Source organism: Kocuria cellulosilytica (assembly GCF_040981245.1).
Lineage (GTDB): Bacteria > Actinomycetota > Actinomycetes > Actinomycetales > Micrococcaceae > Kocuria > Kocuria cellulosilytica.
Map to the genome: position 1 here is coordinate 34,260 of NZ_JAVFWZ010000007.1, position 19,928 is coordinate 54,187.

A 19,928-nucleotide genomic window follows, 5' to 3' on the forward strand; every position below is an offset into this window, starting at 1 on the left:
CCATGAGCAACATTCCCGCCGACCTGTCCTACACGGCCGAGCACGAGTGGATCGCCGCCCCCGACGCCGACGGCGCGGTGCGCATCGGGATCACCGACCACGCGCAGAACGAGCTGGGCGACGTCGTGTTCGTCCAGCTGCCCGAGGTCGGGGAGAGCGTCGAGGCCGGCGCCTCCGTGGGCGAGATCGAGTCCACCAAGTCGGTGAGCGACATCTTCGCCCCCGTCTCCGGCGAGGTCACCGCGGTCAACGAGACGCTCGAGGACGAGCCCGGGACCGTGAACTCCGCCCCCTACGGGGAGGGCTGGCTGTTCGAGGTGCGCCCCGCCGCCGAGGACTACCGGTCCGGGCTCCTCGACGCCGAGGGCTACGCCGCCCAGCTGGACTGAACCGCGCAGGCACCCCGGCCGGGACGTGTCCCGGCGGCCCTTGCGTGTCTCCACCACCCGGTACACTGAAGAGCAACCGGGTGGCTCCGGCCGGTCGCCCGGAAACCGCCGGGACAGGAGGTCGCGGGGTCGGGGTCCCACAGGATCCGTCCACCATCACGTCACCAGTCGAGGGAAGAGATGTCCAGAACCCAGAACGGCTCGAACGCACCCCAGGGGGAGCCGGAGACCACGTCGATCCAGATCGTGGCCGAGGTCCTCTCGCACGCGGCTTCCCACAAGCTCTCGCCCGAGGAGAGCTCCGCGGTCTCCGCGCTGCCGCCGCGCAGCGCCCTGCTCGTCGCCCACGACAGCGGCGGCACCGGCTCCCGCTTCCTCCTGGACCGGGACGAGGTCCCCGCCGGCCGCCACCCGTCCTCCGAGATCTTCCTCGACGACGTCACCGTCTCCCGCCGGCACGCCCGGTTCGTCCGGCGCGGCGACACCTTCGAGATCATCGACTCCGGGTCCCTGAACGGCACCTACGTCAACGGCGACCGCGTGGACAGCGTGCAGCTCGACAACGGCGACGAGGTCCAGATCGGGAAGTTCCGGTTCACGTTCTACCGTTCGCTGCGCTCGCAGTCGGACCAGTAGAAGGGAGCCATGACCGACCCCGCGGAGACCGATCCCCACCGGGACGACGTCCAGCACGAGCCCCGGGTGGGCATCAGCGCCGTGCTCAAGGAGCTCGGCGCTGACCACCCCGGCATCACCGCCTCGAAGCTGCGCTTCCTGGAGGACAAGGGCCTGGTCCACCCGGCCCGCACCGCCTCGGGCTACCGCAAGTTCTCGCGCGCCGACGTGGACCGGCTGCGCCGCATCCTGGAGCTCCAGCGCGACCGCTACCTCCCGCTGAAGGTGATCCGGGAGCGGCTGGACGCCGACGAGGACGCCCGGGACGAGGACGCCCGGCGCGCCGCGGAGTCCGCCGATCCCATCACCGCACCCCTGCCGGTCGTCAGCGCGCCGCGCACCTACAGCCTGCGGGAGCTCGCCGCGCGCACCGGCGCCGGCATCCCGCTGGTCCGCGAGCTCGTGAGCTACGGCCTGATCCGGGAGCAGAACGGGGCCTTCGACGACCACGCCCTCGCCATCACCCGCGCGGCCCACGCCCTGACGGCCCACGGCCTGGAACCGCGCCACCTGCGCCCGTTCAAGGCCGCGGCGGACCGCGAGCTGGGCCTCGTCGAACGGGCCGTGGCGCCCCTGAGCTCCCGCCGGGACGCGGCCTCGCGGGCCCGCGCCGTCGAGCGCGCCGAGGAGATCTCCGGGCTGTGCCTCACCATCCACACCTCGCTCGTGCGCTCGGAGATCGCCGCGCTCCAGGAGCGGGCTGCGGTGGAGGGCTGACATGGCCGTGCACCAGGTCCTGATGGAGATCGCCGGCGTCCGCATGGACGTGCCGTCGGCGCAGCCCGTCGTCGTCCTGCGCGAGGTCGAGGGCGGGCGGCACCTGCCGATCTGGATCGGCACGAACGAGGCGACGTCCATCGTCTTCGCCGTGCAGGGCATCGAGCCGCCCCGGCCCCTGACGCACGACCTCGTGCTGTCGGTGGCCACCGCCTTCGGGCGCACCCTCACCCGGGTGCGGATCCACACGGTGGAGGAGGGCGTCTTCCACGCCGCGCTCGAGTTCTCGGACGGAACGGTCGTGGACTCCCGCGCCTCGGACGCGATCGCCCTGGCCGCCCGCACCGACTGCCCCATCCTGTGCACCGAGACGGTCCTCGACGAGGCCGGCCTCGTCATGAGCGGGGACGGCGAGCTGCGGGAGCCCGGTCACCGCCCGGGCGAGGGCGAGCAGCAGCTGCCCCCGGAGACGCAGGTCGAGCAGTTCCGCGACTTCCTCGACAACGTCGACCCCGAGGACTTCTGACCCGGGCCCGCACGCCCGTCCGCCCGACACGGGACCCGGCCCGCTGATGTCTTTGACCCGGCCCCCGGGGAGGTCTACCGTCGAAGCTGTACTCGAGGTGTTCCCGGGGGGATCCGGACGTCTCTGCGAGACCATCCACTCCCGGCACCGCGAGGACCGGGTCCACGAGCGAGGAGGCGGCGTGAGCGACCGCGAGCAGCCCGGCGGCACGGCGGGGACCGGCAGCCCTCCGGCGCACGGCACCCAGGGGGTCCTCTTCGACGACTCCGTGGTCCGCGACGAGTCCGTGGGCTACCGCGGGCCCACCGCGTGCAAGGCCGCCGGCATCACCTACCGCCAGCTCGACTACTGGGCGCGGACGGGGCTCGTGGAGCCCACCGTGCGCGGCGCCTCCGGGTCCGGCACGCAGCGCCTCTACAGCTTCCGGGACATCCTGGTCCTCAAGATCGTCAAGCGGCTCCTGGACACCGGCGTCTCCCTGCAGCAGATCCGCACCGCGGTGGGCGCGCTACGCGCCCAGGGCGTCGAGGACCTCGCGCGGCTGACGATGATGAGCGACGGCGCGAGCGTCTACGCGTGCACGTCACCGCACGAGGTCATCGACCTGGTGCAGGGCGGGCAGGGCGTCTTCGGGATCGCCGTGGGCCGGGTGTGGCGCGAGGTCGAGGGCACCCTGGCGGCGCTGCCGGGGGAGCACACCGGGCAGGACCGGGCCCCCGCGCAGGAGCCCCTGCCCGACGACGAGCTCTCCGCCCGCCGGGCCCGCCGGCAGAACGCCGGCTGATCCCGGCGGCTCAGGACGGGCCGTCGAGCAGGCCCTGCAGGATCGCCGTGTACCGCCCGGAGATGTCCCGGGCCTCCGCCCCCGGCCAGCGGTGGATCGGCCAGGCCGCTCCCTGCGCCTGCTGCCAGACCGGCAGGTCCGGGATCACCGGGCTGACCAGCAGCGGGCCGAACAGCTCCTGCAGCTCCGTCAGGCGGTGACGGTGCTCCACCGACGAGTGCTGGACCTTGTTGACCACCACGCCGGCCGCCGGCACCGCCCACGTGCGGCTCTGCTCGAACTGGGCGATCGCCGTCATCGTGCGCTTGGTCCCCGCCACCGAGAACAGCGAGGGCTCCGCCACGGAGAGCACCTTGTCGCTGGCGGCCCACGCGGTGCGGGTCAGCGCGCTCAGGGTGGGCGGGCAGTCGACGAGCACCAGGTCGTAGCCCGTGGCGCCGGAGAGCGCCCGCTCCAGCCGGCCGAGGTCCTTGTCCCGGTAGTCGGAGCGGTCGAGGTGGGAGGACCGGGCCGAACCCGGGGCGACGTCGAGGGCCTTGCTGTCCAGACCGTCCCGCACCGCCCAGGACGAGGCCACGACCACCCGCTCGAGGGACCCGCGGCGGGGCCTGCGCAGCACCTCGCCGATGTCGTGACCGCGCTCCGGGTGCACCCCCAGCCCGGTCGTGGCGTCGGCGTGCGGGTCCAGGTCCACCACCAGCGTGGGCACTCCCGCCTGCAGGGCCGCGGAGGCGATCCCCAGGGTCACGGAGGACTTGCCGACACCGCCCTTGAGGCTGCTGACGCTGACGATCTGCACGGAGGGGACACCCTTCGCTCGCGGGGACACGGGGGAGGCGGCTCCTCGGCTCCGGGAACGGGGGCCGGGCGAGGGGACGGCTGCGCCCATCGTAGCCGGGTGCGCGCCGTCCGCCCGGGTCCGGCGCGGAGCCGTCCGCGGGCCGGGCCGCCGTCCCCGCCGCGCGGTGTAGTCTGACCGGGATGCCGTTCTGTGACCGGGGTCACGGTTTGCCCGGTGACGGCGTGGTTCACTGGTCAGGACCGCGCACGGGTGGTCATGCTGGCCCCGTGCGCTACCTCGCACGACCTCTCAAGAATCAGTGCCCGGGTGTCCACCGGACGGACCCGGGTGCGGAACGGGTGTTGATGTTCTCCAAGATCCTGGTGGCCAACCGCGGCGAGATCGCGATCCGCGCCTTCCGCGCCGCGTACGAGCTCGGGGCCAAGACGGTGGCGGTGTTCCCCTACGAGGACCGCAACTCGATCCACCGGCAGAAGGCCGACGAGGCCTACCGGATCGGGGAGGAGGGCCACCCGGTGCGGGCGTACCTGGACGTGGCGGAGATCGTCCGGGTGGCCAAGGAGTCGGGGGCGGACGCGATCTACCCGGGCTACGGGTTCCTGTCCGAGAACCCGGAGCTGGCCCGAGCGGCGGCGGCGGAGGGGATCACCTTCGTCGGGCCCCGGGCCGAGATCCTCGAGCTGGCCGGCAACAAGGTCGCCGCGCTGAAGGCGGCCAAGCGCGCGGGCATCCCCACCCTGGCCTCCACGGAGCCCTCGGCGGACCCCGACGAGCTGCTGGCGCAGGCGGCGGAAATCGGCTTCCCCATCTTCGTGAAGGCGGTCGCCGGCGGCGGCGGCCGCGGCATGCGCCGGGTGGAGACCCCGGAGGCGCTGCCCGAGGCGCTGGCCGCGGCGATGCGCGAGGCCGACACCGCGTTCGGGGACCCCACCGTGTTCCTGGAGCAGGCGGTGCTGCGCCCGCGGCACATCGAGGTGCAGATCCTCGCCGACCACGACGGCGGGATGGTGCACCTGTTCGAGCGCGACTGCTCGCTGCAGCGCCGGCACCAGAAGGTCGTGGAGATCGCCCCGGCCCCGAACCTCGACGAGGGCATCCGCCAGGCCCTGCACCGGGACGCGGTGAAGTTCGCGAAGGAGCTCGGCTACGTCAACGCGGGCACGGTGGAGTTCCTGGTGGACACCGCCGGAGAGCGGGCCGGCCAGCACGTGTTCATCGAGATGAACCCGCGCATCCAGGTGGAGCACACGGTCACGGAGGAGATCACCGACGTCGACCTCGTCCAGTCCCAGCTGCGGATCGCGGCCGGGGAGACCCTGACGGACCTGGGGATCGCCCAGGACCAGCTGACCGTGCGCGGCGCCGCCCTGCAGTGCCGGATCACCACGGAGGACCCGGCCAACGGGTTCCGCCCCGACGTGGGGAAGATCTCCGCCTACCGCTCCGCCGGCGGTGCCGGGGTGCGCCTGGACGGGGGCACGGTCTACGCCGGGGCGGAGATCTCCCCGCACTTCGACTCGATGCTGGTCAAGCTCACCTGCCGGGGCCGGGACTACCCCACCGCGGTGCACCGGTCCCAGCGCGCGCTGGCGGAGTTCCGGATCCGCGGCGTGGCCACCAACATCCAGTTCCTGCAGGCCGTGCTGGCCGACCCCGAGTTCCTCGCCGGCAACGTGGCCACCGACTTCATCGAGCGCCGCCCCGAGCTGCTGGAGGCCCGCACCTCCGGGGACCGGGCCACCAAGGCCCTGACCTGGCTGGCCGAGGTGACCGTGAACCGGCCCAACGGGGACCGGGTGGAGGGCATCGACCCGCGCACCAAGCTGCCGCACTACCCCGGGGACAAGCAGGACGAGCCGTTCCGCTCGCCCTTCGACGGGCCCTCCGAGCACACCCCGCCCGACGGCTGGCGGCAGAAGCTGCTCGAGCTGGGCCCCGAGGGCTTCGCGGCCGCGCTGCGGGAGCAGCAGGCCGTGGCGGTGACCTCCACGACGTTCCGCGACGCCCACCAGTCGCTGCTGGCCACGCGGGTGCGGACCCGTGACCTGCTCGCGGCGGCCCCGGCGTACGCCCACACGCTGCCGCAGCTGCTGTCGGTGGAGGCCTGGGGCGGGGCGACCTACGACGTCGCCCTGCGGTTCCTGGGGGAGGACCCGTGGGAGCGGCTGCGGCTGCTGCGCGAGGCCATGCCGAACATCCCGATCCAGATGCTGCTGCGCGGGCGCAACACCGTGGGCTACACCCCGTACCCCACCGAGGTCACGGACGCGTTCGTGGCCGAGGCCGCGGCGACCGGCGTGGACATCTTCCGGATCTTCGACGCCCTCAACGACGTGTCGCAGATGGCCCCGGCCATCGAGGCCGTCCGGGCGACGGGGACCGCGGTGGCCGAGGTCGCCCTGTGCTACACCGGGGACCTGCTGGACCCGGCCGAGGACCTGTACACGCTGGACTACTACCTGGACCTCGCGCAGCAGTGCGTCGACGCCGGGGCGCACGTGCTGGCGATCAAGGACATGGCCGGGCTGCTGCGCCCGGCCGCGGCGGCGAGGCTGGTGGGCGCCCTGCGGGAGCGCTTCGACCTGCCGGTGCACCTGCACACCCACGACACCGCCGGCGGGCAGCTGGCCACGCTGATGGCCGCGATCGAGGCCGGGGTGGACGCGGTCGACGTCGCCGACGCCTCGATGGCCGGGACCACCTCCCAGGTGCCCGCCTCGGCGCTGGTGGCCGCGCTGGCGCACACCGACCGGGACACCGGGATCCCGCTCGAGGCGATCTCCGCGATGGAGCCCTACTGGGAGATCATCCGCCGGATGTACTCCCCGTTCGAGTCCGGGCTCACCGCCCCCACCGGGCGGGTGTACCGGCACGAGATCCCGGGCGGGCAGCTCTCGAACCTGCGCCAGCAGGCGATCGCCCTGGGCCTGGGCGAGCGGTTCGAGGACATCGAGGACATGTACACCGCCGCCAACGCCATGCTGGGCCGGCTGGTGAAGGTCACCCCGTCCTCGAAGGTCGTCGGCGACCTCGCCCTGCAGCTGGTGGGGATGGGCGTGGACCCGGCGGAGTTCGCCGCCGACCCGCAGCGCTTCGACATCCCGGAGTCCGTGATCGGCTTCCTCGCCGGTGAGCTGGGGACCCCGCCGGGCGGCTGGCCCGAGCCCTTCCGCTCCAAGGCGCTCGAGGGGCGCAACGTGCGGGTCGGGGTCACCGAGCTGGCGCCCGAGGACGCCGAGGCCCTCAACGGGGACTCCGCGACCCGGCGGGCCACGCTCAACCGCCTGCTGTTCCCGGGCCCGACCCGCGAGTACGAGGCCGGCCGGGCGAAGTACGGCAACCTCGCCCTGCTGCACACCCGCGACTTCCTCTACGGGCTGACCACGGAGCACGAGCACGTGATCTCCCTCGGCAAGGGCGTGCGCCTGCTGGTGACCCTGCAGGCGATCTCGGAGGCCGACGAGAAGGGCATGCGCACCGTGATGCTCACCCTCAACGGCCAGCCCCGGATGATCGAGGTCCGCGACACCTCGGTCGCCTCGGCCGTGCCCGAGACGGAGAAGGCAGACCCCTCCGACCCCGGTCACGTGGCCGCCCCGTTCGCCGGGGCCGTCACCGTGACCGTGGCCGAGGGCGACACCGTGGAGCCCGGCGGCCAGGTCGCGACCATCGAGGCCATGAAGATGGAGGCCTCCATCACCGCGCCCACCGGCGGCACCGTCTCCCGGGTGGCGCTGAAGGGCGTCACCCAGGTCTCCGGCGGGGACCTCCTGATCGCCCTCGAGCCCGCCGGCTGAGCCGGCCCGCCGGCGCCACGGCCCCGCGACGGGGCCGTGGCGCCGGGCGCCCGGAGCGGCCGCGCGCCGCGCATAGGATGGGCGCCATGCGGACTTTCGACCTCATCATCATCGGCTCCGGCTCGGGCAACTCCATCCTCACCGAGGAGTACGAGGGCCTGGACGTCGCGATCATCGACGGCGGGACCTTCGGCGGCACGTGCCTGAACGTGGGGTGCATCCCCACGAAGATGTACGCGTACCCGGCCAGTGTGGCCCGCCGCGCCCACGAGGCCGGGCGGCTCGGCCTCGACGCCGCGGTGAACGGCGTGCGGTGGCGGGAGATGCGGGACCGGATCTTCGGACGGATCGACGCGATCTCCCACGGCGGGCTCGAGTACCGCCGGACGCTGCCGAACGTGACGGTCTACTCGGAGCACGTGCGCTTCACGGGTCCGCGGACCCTGCGGACCGCGTCGGGGGAGGACCTCACGGCCGCGCAGATCGTGGTGGCCGCCGGCTCGCGCCCGGTGCGGCCCGAGATCCCGGGCATCGACCTGCCGCAGGTGCACACCTCGGACACGGTCATGCGCATCGACGAGCTGCCCCACCGGGTGGTGGTGGTCGGCGGCGGCTACATCGGTGCCGAGTTCGCCCACGTGTTCTCGAGCCTGGGCTCCCGGGTGACCCAGGTCAACCGCTCCCACCGCATCCTGCGCTACCACGACCCGGAGATCGCCGAGCGGTTCGCGCGCGAGGCCTCCCGGCAGTGGAAGCTCGAGACGGGCTGGACGCTGAGCGGGGTCGAGGAGTGGGACGGCGACGAGTGCGCCGCGATGGTCACCTTCCACGACCCGGAGGACCCGGAGCTCGTCCTGCGGCTGCCCGCGGACGTGGTGCTGGTGGCCACGGGGCGGCAGCCGAACACCGACGTGCTCGACGCCCGGGCCGGCGGCCTGGACGTGCGGGAGGACGGCCTGCTGGCCGTCGACGAGTACCAGCGCGCCCTCTCCGGCGGCCGCCCCGTCGAGGGGGTGTGGGCGCTCGGCGACATCAGCTCGCCCTACCAGCTCAAGCACGTCGCCAACGCCGAGGCCCGCACGGTGCAGCACAACCTCCTGCACCCCGGCGACCTGCGGGCCACCGACCACCGGTTCGTGCCCTCCGCCGTGTTCACCAGCCCGCAGATCGCGTCCGTCGGCATGACCCAGGAGGAGGCCGAGCAGTGGGCGGTCGAGCAGGGCGGTGAGATCACCGTCAAGGTGCAGGACTACGGGGCCACGGCGTACGGGTGGGCCATGGAGGACCGCACGGGCCTGTGCAAGCTCATCGCGGAGAAGGGCACCGGGCGCCTGCTGGGCGCGCACCTGATCGGCGAGGAGGCCTCCCTGCTCATCCAGCCGCTGGTCCAGGCCATGTCCTTCGGGCTCGACGCCCACACGATGGCCCGCGGCCAGTACTGGATCCACCCCGCCCTGAGCGAGGTCGTCGAGAACGCCCTGCTGGGCCTCGACGTCCCCGAGCACTCACCGCTGGCCCCGGAGGCCCTCGTCGGCGGCCGGTGATCCTCCCGGCCGCCGAGCGACCCGCTACCCGCGGCCCGGCAGGTGCGCCTGGGAGAGCTTCTCCTTGATCCGCTCCGCCGGGGTGGCGGGGGCGGGGGCCGGCTCGGGGGCCGGGCGCGAGTAGATCTCCTCGATCCGGTCCGCGAAGTCCTGGGCGATCCTGGCCCGCTTGATCTTCATGGACGGGGTCAGGTGCCCGGAGGCCTCCGTCCAGTCGACGTCGAGGATCTCGAAGGCCCGGATGCTCTCCGCCCGGGAGACCGCCTGGTTCGCGTGGTCGACGATGTTCTGGACGTGCTCGACGACCTGCGGGTGGCGCGCGGCCTCCGCCACGGGCATCGCGGGGTCCAGGCCCATCAGCTCCAGGCGCGCGGGGAGCACGTCCTGGTCGAGGGTCACGAGCGCGGCCACGAACGGCCGGTCGTCCCCGACCACCATGACCTGGGAGACCAGGGCCGAGGCGCGGATGGGGTCCTCGAGGACGTTGGGGACCACGTTCTTGCCCCCGGCGGTGACGATGATCTCCTTCTTCCGCCCGGTGAGGGTCAGTGCGCCGTCCTCGTCGAGGGAGCCGAGGTCGCCCGTGCGGAACCACCCGTCCTCGAACGCCGCCTCCGTGAGGTCCTCGCGCCCGTGGTAGCCGCGCATGACGTGGGCGCCCCGGACCAGGACCTCCCCGTCCTCGTCGATCCGCACCTCGTTGCCCGGCAGCGGGAGTCCCACGGTGCCGATCTTGCCGATCTCCGGGGTGTTGACGGCGATCGGGGCGGTGGTCTCCGTGAGCCCGTAGCCCTCGACGACGTACACGCCGATCCCGTTGAAGAAGTGGCCCAGCCGGGTGCCGAGGGCGGCGCCGCCCGAGACGGCGTGCGTGACCTCCCCGCCCATCGCCGCCCGCAGCTTCGAGTACACGAGCCGGTCGTAGAGGGCGTGGCGTGCCCGCAGCACCCGCGGCACCCGGCCGGCCTGCCCGGCCCTCGAGTAGGCCACGGCCGTGGCCACGGCGCGCTCGAAGATCAGGGACTTCGCCTTCCCGGCCTTCTCGGCCTTGAGGCGGGCGCTCTGGTAGATCTTCTCGAACACGCGCGGGACGGCCAGGATGAACGTGGGCCGGAAGGCCTCGAGATCGGCCATCAGGTTCTTCACGTCCGGGGTGTGCGCCAGGACGGTCCCGGAGTAGAGGGCGATCACCTCGACGAAGCGGGCGAACACGTGGGCCAGCGGCAGGAACATCAGTGTGCGCGCGCCCGGGTGGATGATGTCCGCCACGACCAGGGTCGTGTTCTCGCACAGCCGCACGAAGTTCCCGTGCGTGAGCTCGCACCCCTTGGGCGGACCGGTGGTCCCGGAGGTGTAGATGATCGTGGCGACGTCCTCGAGGGTGCGCGAGGTGCGGCGGGCCTCGAGCTCGTCGTCCGGGACGTCCGCGCCGGCCCGGGCGAGCTCGTCGAGACCGGTGCCCGTGCCGTCGAGGCGCCAGACGTTCTCCGCGGCCCGGAAGGGCGTCTCCCGCGCGGCCGCGTGCACGGAGTCCTCGAGGGCCTGCGTCTCCACGAAGACGGCCTTGGCGTCGGAGTCGCCCATGATCCAGGCGATCTGCTGGGCCGAGGAGGAGTCGTAGACGGGGACGGGCACCGCGCCGGCGTACCAGATCGCGAGGTCCGCGAGGGTCCACTCGTAGCGGGTCCGGCTGAGGATGCCCACCCGGTCGCCCGGCTCGATCCCGGCGGCCACGAGCCCCTTGGCCACCCCCTGCACGGAGGCCAGGAACTCCCGGGCGTGCACCTCACGGGACGCACCCTCCGCCCCCAGGACGGTGTACAGGTGCGGGTCCTCGGCCCGGTCCGCCTGCATCAGCAGGAAGTCCGTGATGCGGCTGTGGACCGGCGGGTCCACGAGGGCGTCGGTCGCGACGTGGCGCATGGGGTTCTCCTCGGTTCGGGGTCGGTGTGCCGTCCCGGCCAGTCTAGTGAATTGGCTCACGCAAACGACGTCAGACGCGGGCGCCGTCGTCCAGGTCGTCGCGGTCGTCGGGCAGCGACCTCAGCAGGTGGCCGATCGCCGCGGTCACCGCGACCAGGCCCGCCACGATGGCCCACCACGGGAGGGAGCCGGGCAGCAGGGAGAGCGCGACCAGCAGGACGGGCACGCCGACCAGCACGGTCCAGGACAGCAGGGCCCCGCCGCTGAGTCCCTGCGTGACCGGTCCCGGGTCGGGGGAGTAGGGCGCGTCGTCGTCCTCGGCCTCCTCGGCGCCCTCCGGGTCCTCCGCCCCCGCGGGGGGCCCGCCGAAGACCGCGTCCTCGGGGGACCAGTCCCGCGGCCCGGCGAGGTGCCGGTCGCCGGCCCGGCGCACGTCGTCCAGGTCCGACACGATCCGGCTCCACTCGTCCTCGGGTCCCTGGCCGGCGCCACCGGGGGCGCCCGGGCCGGCGCTCATCGCCGCACCCCCCGGGCGGCGAGTCGCAGCGGTCTCGCGGTCACCGGGCTGCGGCCGGCCAGCAGGTCGTCGAGGAAGCGCACGGACCGCGCCGCGACCACGTCCGCCTCCCGGTCCAGGGTGGCCACGTGGAAGCTCTCCGCCAGCCGGACCAGCTCCACGTCCCCACCGGCCCGGCGCAGCACGTGGTGGTGCGAGGCGTCGGAGACCACGTGGTCGTGCAGCGAGCGCAGGACCAGGACGGGGGCGGTGACCGCGGGCAGCATCCTCCGGGTCCGGGCCATGAACCGGCCCAGCTCGGCGACGCCCGCCACGGGCGTGCGCGGGTACGCGTGCTCGGTGACCCCGGGGAGGCTGATGTCGTCCCCCACGCCCGGCACGGAGGGCACCGCGCGGTGCAGGGCCGGGGCGAACCGCGCCGTGCGGCTGACGAGGGACAGGGCCGGGTTCAGGGCCACGACCCCGTCGACGGGCAGCGTCGCGGCGAGGTGCAGGGCGAGCGCCCCGCCCATGGACAGCCCGCACACCAGCACGACGTCGTGCCGGGCCCGCAGCTCCCGCACCTGCTCGGCGGCGTGGTCGCGCCACTGCTCCCAGCGGACGGCGGCGAGGTCCTCCCAGCGCGTGCCGTGGCCGGGCAGCAGGGGCCCCACGACCTCGGCCCCCGCCTCGTGCAGGGCCCGGCCCCAGGGGCGGACGCTGAACGGGACGCCGGTGAAGCCGTGCAGCACGAGCGCGCCCGCGGGGCCGTCGGCCGGGAGGCGGAAGGGGGCGCCCGGAGCCTCCTCGGCGGCGGGCGTCCCGTCCGGGGAGGGGATGGGCAGGTGCTGGTCCTCGACGGGTGGCGTCATGCCTCCATGATGTCAGGACCGGGCGCCGTCGGCGGGTGCACCGGCGGCGGCGCCCGCGCGGACGTGAGAGAATACCGGAGGCCGGACCCGGTCCGAGCGGCACGGACCCTCGCGACATCCCGATCAGCACGAAGGAGTCCTCTACCCACATGGTCTACATGTTTCTGAAGCGCTACGTCGTCGGCCCCCTGATCAACGTCGCCTTCCGGCCCGAGGTCCGCGGCCTGGAGCACGTGCCCGCCGAGGGCCCGGCCATCCTGGCGAGCAACCACCTCTCGGTCTCCGACTCGGTGTTCATGCCCGTGGCCGTGCCCCGGCAGGTGTTCTTCCTGGCGAAGTCGGAGTACTTCGACAGCCCCGGGGTCAAGGGCAGGGCGGTGGCGGCGTTCTTCCGCGCCATCAACCAGATCCCCATGGACCGGGCCGGCGGCCGGGCCAGCGCGAAGTCCCTGAGCAACGGCGGGCGCAAGCTGCTCGAGGGCGAGCTGCTCGGGATCTATCCGGAGGGCACCCGCTCCCCGGACGGCCGCATGTACAAGGGCAAGATCGGCGTGGCCCGGCTCGCGCTCGAGACGGGCGCCCCGGTCGTGCCGATCGCCATGGTGGGCACCGACAAGGTGCAGCCGATCGGGACCAGGCTGCCGCTGCCCCGCCGCAGCGCCCGGGTCACCACCATCTTCGGCGAGCCGCTCGACTTCTCCCGCTACCGGGGCCGGCAGAGCGAGCACGCCCTGCTGCGCGAGGTCACCGACGAGATCATGCACGCGATCCAGGCCCTCTCCGGCCAGGTCTACGTGGACGTCTACGCCTCGGAGCACAAGAAGCGGCTCGCCGGGCAGAAGCGCCAGGAGACCAGGCAGGCCGCCGCGGAGATCGTCGGCAGCGCCAAGGACAGGGCGCGCACCGCCGCCCGGAGCGCGCGCCGGACCGCGGACTCCATCACCCACCGCGACCGTCCCGAGCCCGCGGACGGGGACGCCCCGCCGCCCACCACCCCCTGATCCCCCGCCCGGCCCCGCCCCGGACGAGACATAGGAAGACATGATGCTCGACTTCACCGTTCCCGACAGCCTCCGCAACCTGGCCTCCCCGGTGCCCTCAGCGGCCGACTACCCGGGGCTGGACGACTGGCGCGATCTGGCCGCCGACCAGCAGCCGACGTGGCGCGACCACCCCGACTTCGCCGCCTCGATCGCCGAGCTCAACGCGGTCCCGCCCCTCGTCTTCGCGGGGGAGGTGGACAAGCTGCGCGACCGTCTGGCCGAGGTCGCCAACGGCCGGGCGTTCTTCCTGCAGGGCGGGGACTGCGCCGAGACCTTCGAGGGCGCCACCGCCGACCGGATCAGCGCCCGGGTCAAGACGCTCCTGCAGATGGCCGTGGTGCTCACCTACGGCGCGTCCATGCCCGTCGTGAAGATGGGCCGGATGGCCGGGCAGTTCTCGAAGCCCCGCTCGTCCAACGACGAGACCCGCGACGGCACGACCCTGCCGACGTTCCGCGGCGAGATGGTCAACGGCTTCGACTTCACCGAGGAGTCCCGGGCCCACGACCCGCGGCGGATGGTGCGCGGCTACCACACCTCCGCCTCCACCCTGAACCTGATCCGCGCCTTCACCACGGGCGGGTTCGCCGACCTGCGCCTCGTGCACGCCTGGAACATGGGCTTCACCACGAACCCGGCCCACGCCCGGTACGAGTCGCTGGCCCGCGAGATCGACCGCGCCGTGAAGTTCATGGACGCGTGCGGCGCCGACTTCGACGCCCTGCGGACCACGGAGTTCTACGCCGGCCACGAGGCCCTCCTGCTGGACTACGAGCGGGCCCTGAGCCGCATCGACTCCCGCACCCACCTCCCGTACGGGACGTCCGGGCACTTCCTGTGGATCGGGGAGCGCACCCGGGAGCTCGACGGCGCCCACGTGGACCTGCTCTCCCGGCTGCGCAACCCGATCGGCGTCAAGCTCGGCCCGAAGACCACCGGCGACGACGCGCTCGCGCTCATCGACAAGCTCGACCCGCAGCGCGAGCCCGGGCGGCTGACCTTCATCACCCGGATGGGCGCGAAGAACATCCGGGAGAAGCTGCCCCCGCTCGTCGAGGCCGTGGAGCGCTCCGGCGCCAAGGTCGTGTGGGTCACCGACCCCATGCACGGCAACACCGTGTCCCTGCCGTCCGGCTACAAGACCCGCAACTTCGACGACGTGGTGGACGAGGTCCGCGGCTTCTTCGAGGTGCACGAGGCCATCGGCTCGTTCCCCGGCGGCATCCACGTGGAGATGACGGGCGACGACGTCGCGGAGTGCCTCGGCGGCGCCGATCCCGTCGACGAGTCCTCCTTCCAGGACCGCTACGAGTCGCTGTGCGACCCGCGCCTGAACCACATGCAGTCCCTGGAGATCGCGTTCCTCGTGGCGGGCTACCTCTCCCGCCGCTGAGCACAGGACCGGGCCGACGGGGCCGGGGCCGGACCGGCCGTCCGCTACAGGACGGTCAGGACGACCTCGGCCCCGTCCGTCGTCTGGGCCACCACGTAGCCGAAGGGGGCGCCGAGGCGCTCCTCGACCCGCGCCGTCCAGCCCGCCTCCGCGAGGACCTGCACCGCCTCGTCCACGGGCCGTCCCAGGACCCCGGGGGCGGTGTCGGTGCGCGGCCCCCCGGAGACCGCCAGGTCCACCGCCGTGCCCACGGTCACCGCCGTGCCCGCGTCGGGGTGCTGGCCCACGACGGTCCCGGGCGCGGCGTCGTCGGGCACCGCGGTCCGGGTGCCGGCCTCCAGCCCGGCGTCCTCGAGCCGCGCCCGGGCCTCCTCCTCCGTCATCCCGGCGACGTCGGGCGCGGTCGTGCGCTCGGGGCCGGTCGAGACCAGCAGGACGACCTGCTCCGCGGCCCGCACGGTGGACCCGGCCGGCGGGTCGGTGCCGAGCACGGTGCCGGAGGGGGCCACCGGGTCCTCGGTCTCGTGCACGGCGACGTTGTCCAGACCCGCACCGGCCAGGTACTGCTCGGCGAGCTCGGGACCCGCTCCCCGCACGTCCGGCACGCTCACGGTCCCGCCGGGCCCGGAGCCCAGGAGCCAGCCCAGGAACGCCGCGGCGGCCACCGCGAGCGCGACCAGGGCCAGCGTCCCCGCGGCGTGCAGGGGGCGGGAGGGGCGCAGCTCGACCTCGGGGTGCCAGGGGTCGGTGGAGCCGCGCGCGGGCGCGGCCGGCCCGCCGGGGCCCGGCGGCCTCCCGGGGCTCGCCGCGGGAGCGCCCGGCGTCCCCGCCGGCCGGACCCGGGCGGCCGCCGGGCCGAGGGCCTCCGTGGCCGCGGTCGCCGGTCCCAGGGCCTCGGTGGGCGCGCCCGCGGGGTCCAGCACGGTGGTGGTCCCGTCGCCGGGGCCCAGCACCGTCGTGCTCCCGCCGTCCGGGGCGGACGCGGCCCGCTGCCCCGGACCCGGTGCGGCCGGGGAGCCGCTGCCCGGTGCCGGGCGCCGGGCGAGCTCGTCCGGCCGCAGTCCCGCCCGGACCGCCCGCAGCTCCTCGAGGAACCTGCCGGCGTCCGCCGGGCGCTGCTCCGGGTCCCGGGCCGTGGCGCGGGCGACGAGCCGCGCCGGGCCGGCCGGGAGACCGGGGTCCAGGGCGCGCAGGTCCGGGACGGCGCCCTCCGCGTGGGCGCGGGCCACGGCCAGCGGGGCGCCGTCGAAGGGCCGACGGCCGGCCAGGAGCTCGAAGAGCACGATCCCGGCCGAGTACACGTCCGCCCGGGTGTCCACCCGCTGCCCGGTCACGAGCTCCGGCGAGGCGTAGCCCACCGTGCCCAGCACCGTCCCGGTCGCCGTGTGCTGGTCCACGGCGCGCGTGAGACCGAAGTCCGCGACCGTCACCCGGCCGGTGCCGTCGATCAGCACGTTCTCCGGCTTCACGTCCCGGTGCACCAGCCCGGCCCGGTGGGCCGCCGCGAGCCCGTCGAGGACCGGCTCCAGCAGCGCCAGTGCCTCGCCCGGGGGGAGGGCTCCGCGCCGGCGCAGGAGGTCGCGCAGCGTCGAGCCCGCCACGTGCTCCATCACCAGGTAGGGCACCCCGTCCGGGGCGTGCCCCTGGTCGAGCACGGAGACGACGTGGGGGTGGGAGAGCCGTGCCGCGGCCCGGGCCTCCCGCACGAACCGGTCCGCGGCGGCCGGGTCCTCCGCGAGGTGGGCGTGCATGAGCTTGACCGCCACGACGCGCTGCAGGCGGGTGTCCACCGCCCGGTACACGGTGGCGGTGCCGCCCCGGGCGATGCGCGGACCCAGCTCGTAGCGGCCCTCGAGGAGGGTCCCGGTCAGGTGGTCGGGGAGCGCGTGCTGCACGGGCTCAGCCTAGGGCGGGGCGCTGTGCGCCGGCTGGGTCGGAGGTCACGGACCGAACCGCTCGCGGTGGGACTTGACGTTCTTGACGTACTGCTTCGTGTCGTCGTACATCCCGTACTTCTTCACCCCGTGCAGGCCCTGGTAGTACGCGGCGATGGCCACGTCGGTGCTGGGCGCGGCGCGGCCCAGCTGCCGGATGATGGCCACGCCGGCGGTGACGTTGTCCTGCGGGTCGAGCAGGTCGAGCTCCCGGCCCACGAGGCCCGAGGCCCAGTCCCCGGCGGCCGGGATGACCTGCATGGCGCCCACGGCGTCCGCGGGGGAGACGGCCCGGTGGTCGAAGCCCGACTCCTGGTAGGCGTGCGCCAGGGCGAGGGCCGGGTCCACGCCCATCCGGACGGCGGTGTCGTGGACGAGTCGGCGCATCTCCTCCCGGGAGGGCGCCGGGCGGGAGGCGAGCTGCTCGTGGTGGCGGTTGGCGGAGTCCACCACACTGCCCTCGTAGGTGCGGCCCAGGAACGTGTCGCCGACGGCGCGCTCCCGCTCCGGACGCGGTGCCCCGGCCGGCTCCGGGGTCGCGGCGGTCCGCACGGCGGCGGGGGCCGGCGCGGCGACCGACAGCCGCTGCCCCGGGCGCAGCAGGGAGTTCACCGTCAGGTCGTTGTCCTCGAGGAGCTCCTGGACCGTCACCCCGCGCTCCTGGGAGATGCTCCACAGGGAGTCCCCGGAGCGGACCACGTGGTGCGTGCGGGGCGGGTCCTCCGCCGGCGGGGCGGCCTTCTCCGGGGATCCGGCGGCGGCGGGCGCGCCGTCGGAGAGGCGCAGCTCCTGCCCGGGCATCAGCAGCGCCGCGCCCGAGAGGTCGTTCCACCGCATGAGCTCGTCCACCGCGACGCCGTGGCGCTGGGCGACCGCCCACAGGGAGTCCCCGGGGGACACGGTGTGCACGGGGGTCTTCGTCGTCGGCTGCTCCGCGAGCAGGGGCGCCGCCGCCACCTGGGCCGTCTGGGCGGGGGCGGCGTGGGCCACGGTCCCCCCGCCCAGGGCGGCCAGGGCGGCGACGGCGGTCACCGCCGAGCCCGTGCGGGCGCGGCGGGCCCAGCCGGGGGAGCGGTCGTCCTGCGCGCCGGAGGACTCGCCGGAGGGCTCTGCGGGGGACCCGGTGGTGCTGCAGCGGGGTGCGTCGTTCGGGTCGGTCGTGTCGCTGTCGGGGGGAAACGGCATGAAGGGGCTCTCTGACGCTGATCGGGGAAGGTGCGGAGGTCTCAGCCGGCTCCGCGGGTCGAGCATACCGTGGCGGGCCCGCGTGGCACGGGCACCGGCGGACGTGGCACTCTGGGGGCGTGAAGAACACATCCGGAATCAGCACCGAGGAGTTCGACCGCCTGGACGGCCTCGTCCAGGAGTGGTTGCCCCTGCCCGACGTCGCCGAGCAGCTCGGCCTCGTGGTCACCCGCGTCCACGGTCTCGTCGACGACGGGACGCTCCTCGCCGTCCGCAACCCGCACGACGGCATCCGCCGGGTGCCGGCCGCGTTCCTGCTGGACGGCGCCGTGGTCGACTCGCTGAAGGGCACGGTGGCGGTCCTGCGGGACTCCGGCTTCACCGACGTCGAGGCGATCGCGTGGCTGTTCACCGAGGACGAGTCCCTGCCGGGCCGCCCGGTGGACGCGCTGCGGGACGGGCGCAAGACGGAGATCCGCCGCCGGGCGCAGGCCCTCGCCTGGTGACCCGCCCCTGACCGGTGCGCGGTGCCCGCCGGCGGGCACGGCGCACCGGGCTCAGGACGAGCGCCGGACCGCGGCCGTCGCGAGAGCGCGCAGCGCGGCCATGGGCACGGCGTGGGCCCCGAGCCGGTCCAGCGCCGCGAACGCCTCGCGGCTGAGCCCGTCGATGAGCGCCTCCGTGGAGCCCAGGGCGCCGCACGCCGTGATCAGCGCGCGCAGCTCCGCGACGTCCTCCTCCGTGAGGTCAGGCCGGCCCAGGGCCGCCTCGAGCCGCGCGACCTGCGCCTCGCTGCCGCGCGTGCGCACGTAGCCCACGAGCACCGTCCGCTTGCCCTCGCGCAGGTCGTCGCCGGCGGGCTTGCCCGTGGCCGCCGGGTCGCCGAACACGCCCAGGACGTCGTCGCGGAGCTGGAACGCCTCGCCGAGGGGCAGGGCGAAGGCGGAGCAGCGCTCCAGCACCTCCTCCGGCGCCCCGGCCAGGGCCGCGCCGAGCACCACGGGGTGCTCCACCGAGTACTTCGCCGACTTGTACCGGATGACGTCCAGGGCCCGCTGCACCGCGCCGGCGCGGTCCTGGCCCCCGCCGGCGACCTCGCCCTGCACGTCCAGGTACTGTCCGGCCATCACCTCCGTGCGCATGAGGTCGAAGACGGTCCGGGCGCGGCGGCCGCCGGGCGCCGTGGCGGTGGCCGCGGCGAACAGCTGCTCGCTCCAGGACAGGCACAGGTCCCCCGAGAGGATCGCGGCGGCCACGCCGAAGGCGGCGCCGTCCAGGGCCCAGCCCCGGTCCGCGTGCGCGGACTCGAACCGCCGGTGCACGCTGGGAGCTCCCCGGCGGGTGTCGGAGCGGTCGATGACGTCGTCGTGGATGAGCGCGGCGGACTGGAACAGCTCCAGCGCGGCACCGGCCCGCACCACGGCGGGGTCCTCCGGGTCGCCGCCCGCCGCCCGCCAGCCCCAGTAGCACAGCCGCGCGCGCAGCCGCTTGCCGCCGGCGGAGAGCGCGGCCACGGCCTCCAGCAGCGGGAGGGCCTCCGCCGAGATCCCGCCCAGGACCGCCCGCTGCCGCCCGAAGAACTCGTCCAGCTCCTCGTGCAGCCGGGCCACGAACCGCTCGTCCTCGGCGCGGAAGGCGTCCCCGGGCCCGGCCTGCGGCGCGGTGCCGGAGGACACGTCGGGGTGGTGCGGGAGCGGCGGGCGCGTCATGGGTGGCTGGACCTCGGTCTCGGAACGGCGGCGGACGGCCGCTGACGGGCCTCCGGGATGTCCGGCCCAGCCTATCGAAGGCCCGGCGGACGGGCCGGGGACCTCGGGCCCGGGAAGGTGCCCGCACGGCGGCCGCGAT

General features: G+C 74.5%; 17 protein-coding genes. 10 read left to right on the forward strand and 7 right to left on the reverse strand.

What is annotated here, in order from left to right; genetic code table 11:
* The first annotated feature begins 2 nt into the window (after positions 1 to 2).
* The 5 genes from gcvH (at position 3) to RCG67_RS11505 (ending at position 3,091) form a co-directional block, all read left to right on the forward strand.
* A complete protein-coding gene (gene gcvH, locus RCG67_RS11485; protein ID WP_058873738.1) occupies positions 3 to 389 on the forward strand; it encodes a glycine cleavage system protein GcvH in 387 nt (128 codons plus the stop codon).
* A 180-nt stretch (positions 390 to 569) separates the two neighbouring features.
* A complete protein-coding gene (locus RCG67_RS11490; RefSeq protein WP_368826373.1) occupies positions 570 to 1,025 on the forward strand; it encodes an FHA domain-containing protein in 456 nt (151 codons plus the stop codon).
* Positions 1,026 to 1,034: 9 nt separating this feature from the next.
* Positions 1,035 to 1,781 (forward strand): transcriptional regulator FtsR, encoded by a 747-nt coding sequence (gene ftsR / locus RCG67_RS11495; protein ID WP_368826374.1) that lies wholly within the window; start codon positions 1,035 to 1,037, stop codon positions 1,779 to 1,781.
* 1 nt (position 1,782) lies between these two features.
* Positions 1,783 to 2,307, forward strand: coding sequence for a bifunctional nuclease family protein (locus RCG67_RS11500; RefSeq protein WP_368826375.1), 525 nt, complete (start codon positions 1,783 to 1,785; stop codon positions 2,305 to 2,307).
* Positions 2,308 to 2,488: 181 nt separating this feature from the next.
* On the forward strand, positions 2,489 to 3,091 hold the full coding sequence (locus RCG67_RS11505; protein WP_368826376.1) for a MerR family transcriptional regulator: 603 nt from the start codon (positions 2,489 to 2,491) through the stop codon (positions 3,089 to 3,091).
* Positions 3,092 to 3,101: 10 nt separating this feature from the next.
* Here RCG67_RS11505 and RCG67_RS11510 read toward each other — a convergent pair whose 3' ends face one another.
* Positions 3,102 to 3,890, reverse strand: a complete 789-nt coding sequence (locus RCG67_RS11510) for a ParA family protein (protein WP_368826377.1) — start codon at positions 3,888 to 3,890, stop codon at positions 3,102 to 3,104.
* A gap of 347 nt (positions 3,891 to 4,237) precedes the next feature.
* On the opposite strand from RCG67_RS11510, the gene RCG67_RS11515 reads away from it, so the two are divergent.
* Positions 4,238 to 7,690, forward strand: coding sequence for a pyruvate carboxylase (locus tag RCG67_RS11515; protein ID WP_368826378.1), 3,453 nt, complete (start codon positions 4,238 to 4,240; stop codon positions 7,688 to 7,690).
* A gap of 86 nt (positions 7,691 to 7,776) precedes the next feature.
* On the forward strand, positions 7,777 to 9,234 hold the full coding sequence (locus RCG67_RS11520) for a mycothione reductase (RefSeq protein ID WP_368826379.1): 1,458 nt from the start codon (positions 7,777 to 7,779) through the stop codon (positions 9,232 to 9,234).
* 24 nt (positions 9,235 to 9,258) lie between these two features.
* On the opposite strand, the gene RCG67_RS11525 is transcribed toward RCG67_RS11520, so the two are convergent.
* From RCG67_RS11525 to RCG67_RS11535, 3 genes are all read right to left on the reverse strand, one after another.
* Positions 9,259 to 11,157: an AMP-dependent synthetase/ligase gene (locus RCG67_RS11525; protein WP_368826380.1), complete on the reverse strand. Its 1,899-nt coding sequence runs from the start codon at positions 11,155 to 11,157 to the stop codon at positions 9,259 to 9,261.
* A 70-nt stretch (positions 11,158 to 11,227) separates the two neighbouring features.
* Positions 11,228 to 11,674 carry a hypothetical protein gene (locus RCG67_RS11530; protein ID WP_368826381.1) on the reverse strand — a complete coding sequence of 149 codons (447 nt, stop codon included), beginning with the start codon at positions 11,672 to 11,674 and terminating at the stop codon, positions 11,228 to 11,230.
* Entirely contained in the window at positions 11,671 to 12,525 is an 855-nt protein-coding gene (locus tag RCG67_RS11535; protein ID WP_368826382.1) for an alpha/beta hydrolase, read from the reverse strand. Before RCG67_RS11535 ends, RCG67_RS11530 begins: the two co-directional genes overlap by 4 nt.
* A gap of 149 nt (positions 12,526 to 12,674) precedes the next feature.
* Between RCG67_RS11535 and RCG67_RS11540 the strand changes: the two genes are divergently transcribed.
* Together RCG67_RS11540 and RCG67_RS11545 are read left to right on the forward strand one after the other, a co-directional pair.
* Positions 12,675 to 13,526, forward strand: a complete 852-nt coding sequence (locus tag RCG67_RS11540) for a lysophospholipid acyltransferase family protein (RefSeq protein WP_368826384.1) — start codon at positions 12,675 to 12,677, stop codon at positions 13,524 to 13,526.
* Between the two features lie 40 nt (positions 13,527 to 13,566).
* On the forward strand, positions 13,567 to 14,961 hold the full coding sequence (locus RCG67_RS11545; protein ID WP_438612665.1) for a class II 3-deoxy-7-phosphoheptulonate synthase: 1,395 nt from the start codon (positions 13,567 to 13,569) through the stop codon (positions 14,959 to 14,961).
* A 44-nt stretch (positions 14,962 to 15,005) separates the two neighbouring features.
* On the opposite strand, the gene RCG67_RS11550 is transcribed toward RCG67_RS11545, so the two are convergent.
* The gene (locus tag RCG67_RS11550) at positions 15,006 to 16,856 is read right to left on the reverse strand and encodes a protein kinase domain-containing protein (RefSeq protein ID WP_368826385.1); all 1,851 of its coding nucleotides are present in this window, start codon (positions 16,854 to 16,856) and stop codon (positions 15,006 to 15,008) included.
* Positions 16,857 to 16,901: 45 nt separating this feature from the next.
* The gene (locus RCG67_RS11555) at positions 16,902 to 18,080 is read right to left on the reverse strand and encodes a LysM peptidoglycan-binding domain-containing protein (protein WP_368826387.1); all 1,179 of its coding nucleotides are present in this window, start codon (positions 18,078 to 18,080) and stop codon (positions 16,902 to 16,904) included.
* A gap of 119 nt (positions 18,081 to 18,199) precedes the next feature.
* Between RCG67_RS11555 and RCG67_RS11560 the strand changes: the two genes are divergently transcribed.
* Complete coding sequence (locus RCG67_RS11560; protein WP_082697018.1) at positions 18,200 to 18,586, forward strand: Rv2175c family DNA-binding protein; 387 nt, start codon at positions 18,200 to 18,202, stop codon at positions 18,584 to 18,586.
* A 51-nt stretch (positions 18,587 to 18,637) separates the two neighbouring features.
* On the opposite strand, the gene RCG67_RS11565 is transcribed toward RCG67_RS11560, so the two are convergent.
* Positions 18,638 to 19,789 carry a polyprenyl synthetase family protein gene (locus RCG67_RS11565; protein WP_368826388.1) on the reverse strand — a complete coding sequence of 384 codons (1,152 nt, stop codon included), beginning with the start codon at positions 19,787 to 19,789 and terminating at the stop codon, positions 18,638 to 18,640.
* Between the last annotated feature and the right edge of the window lie 139 nt (positions 19,790 to 19,928).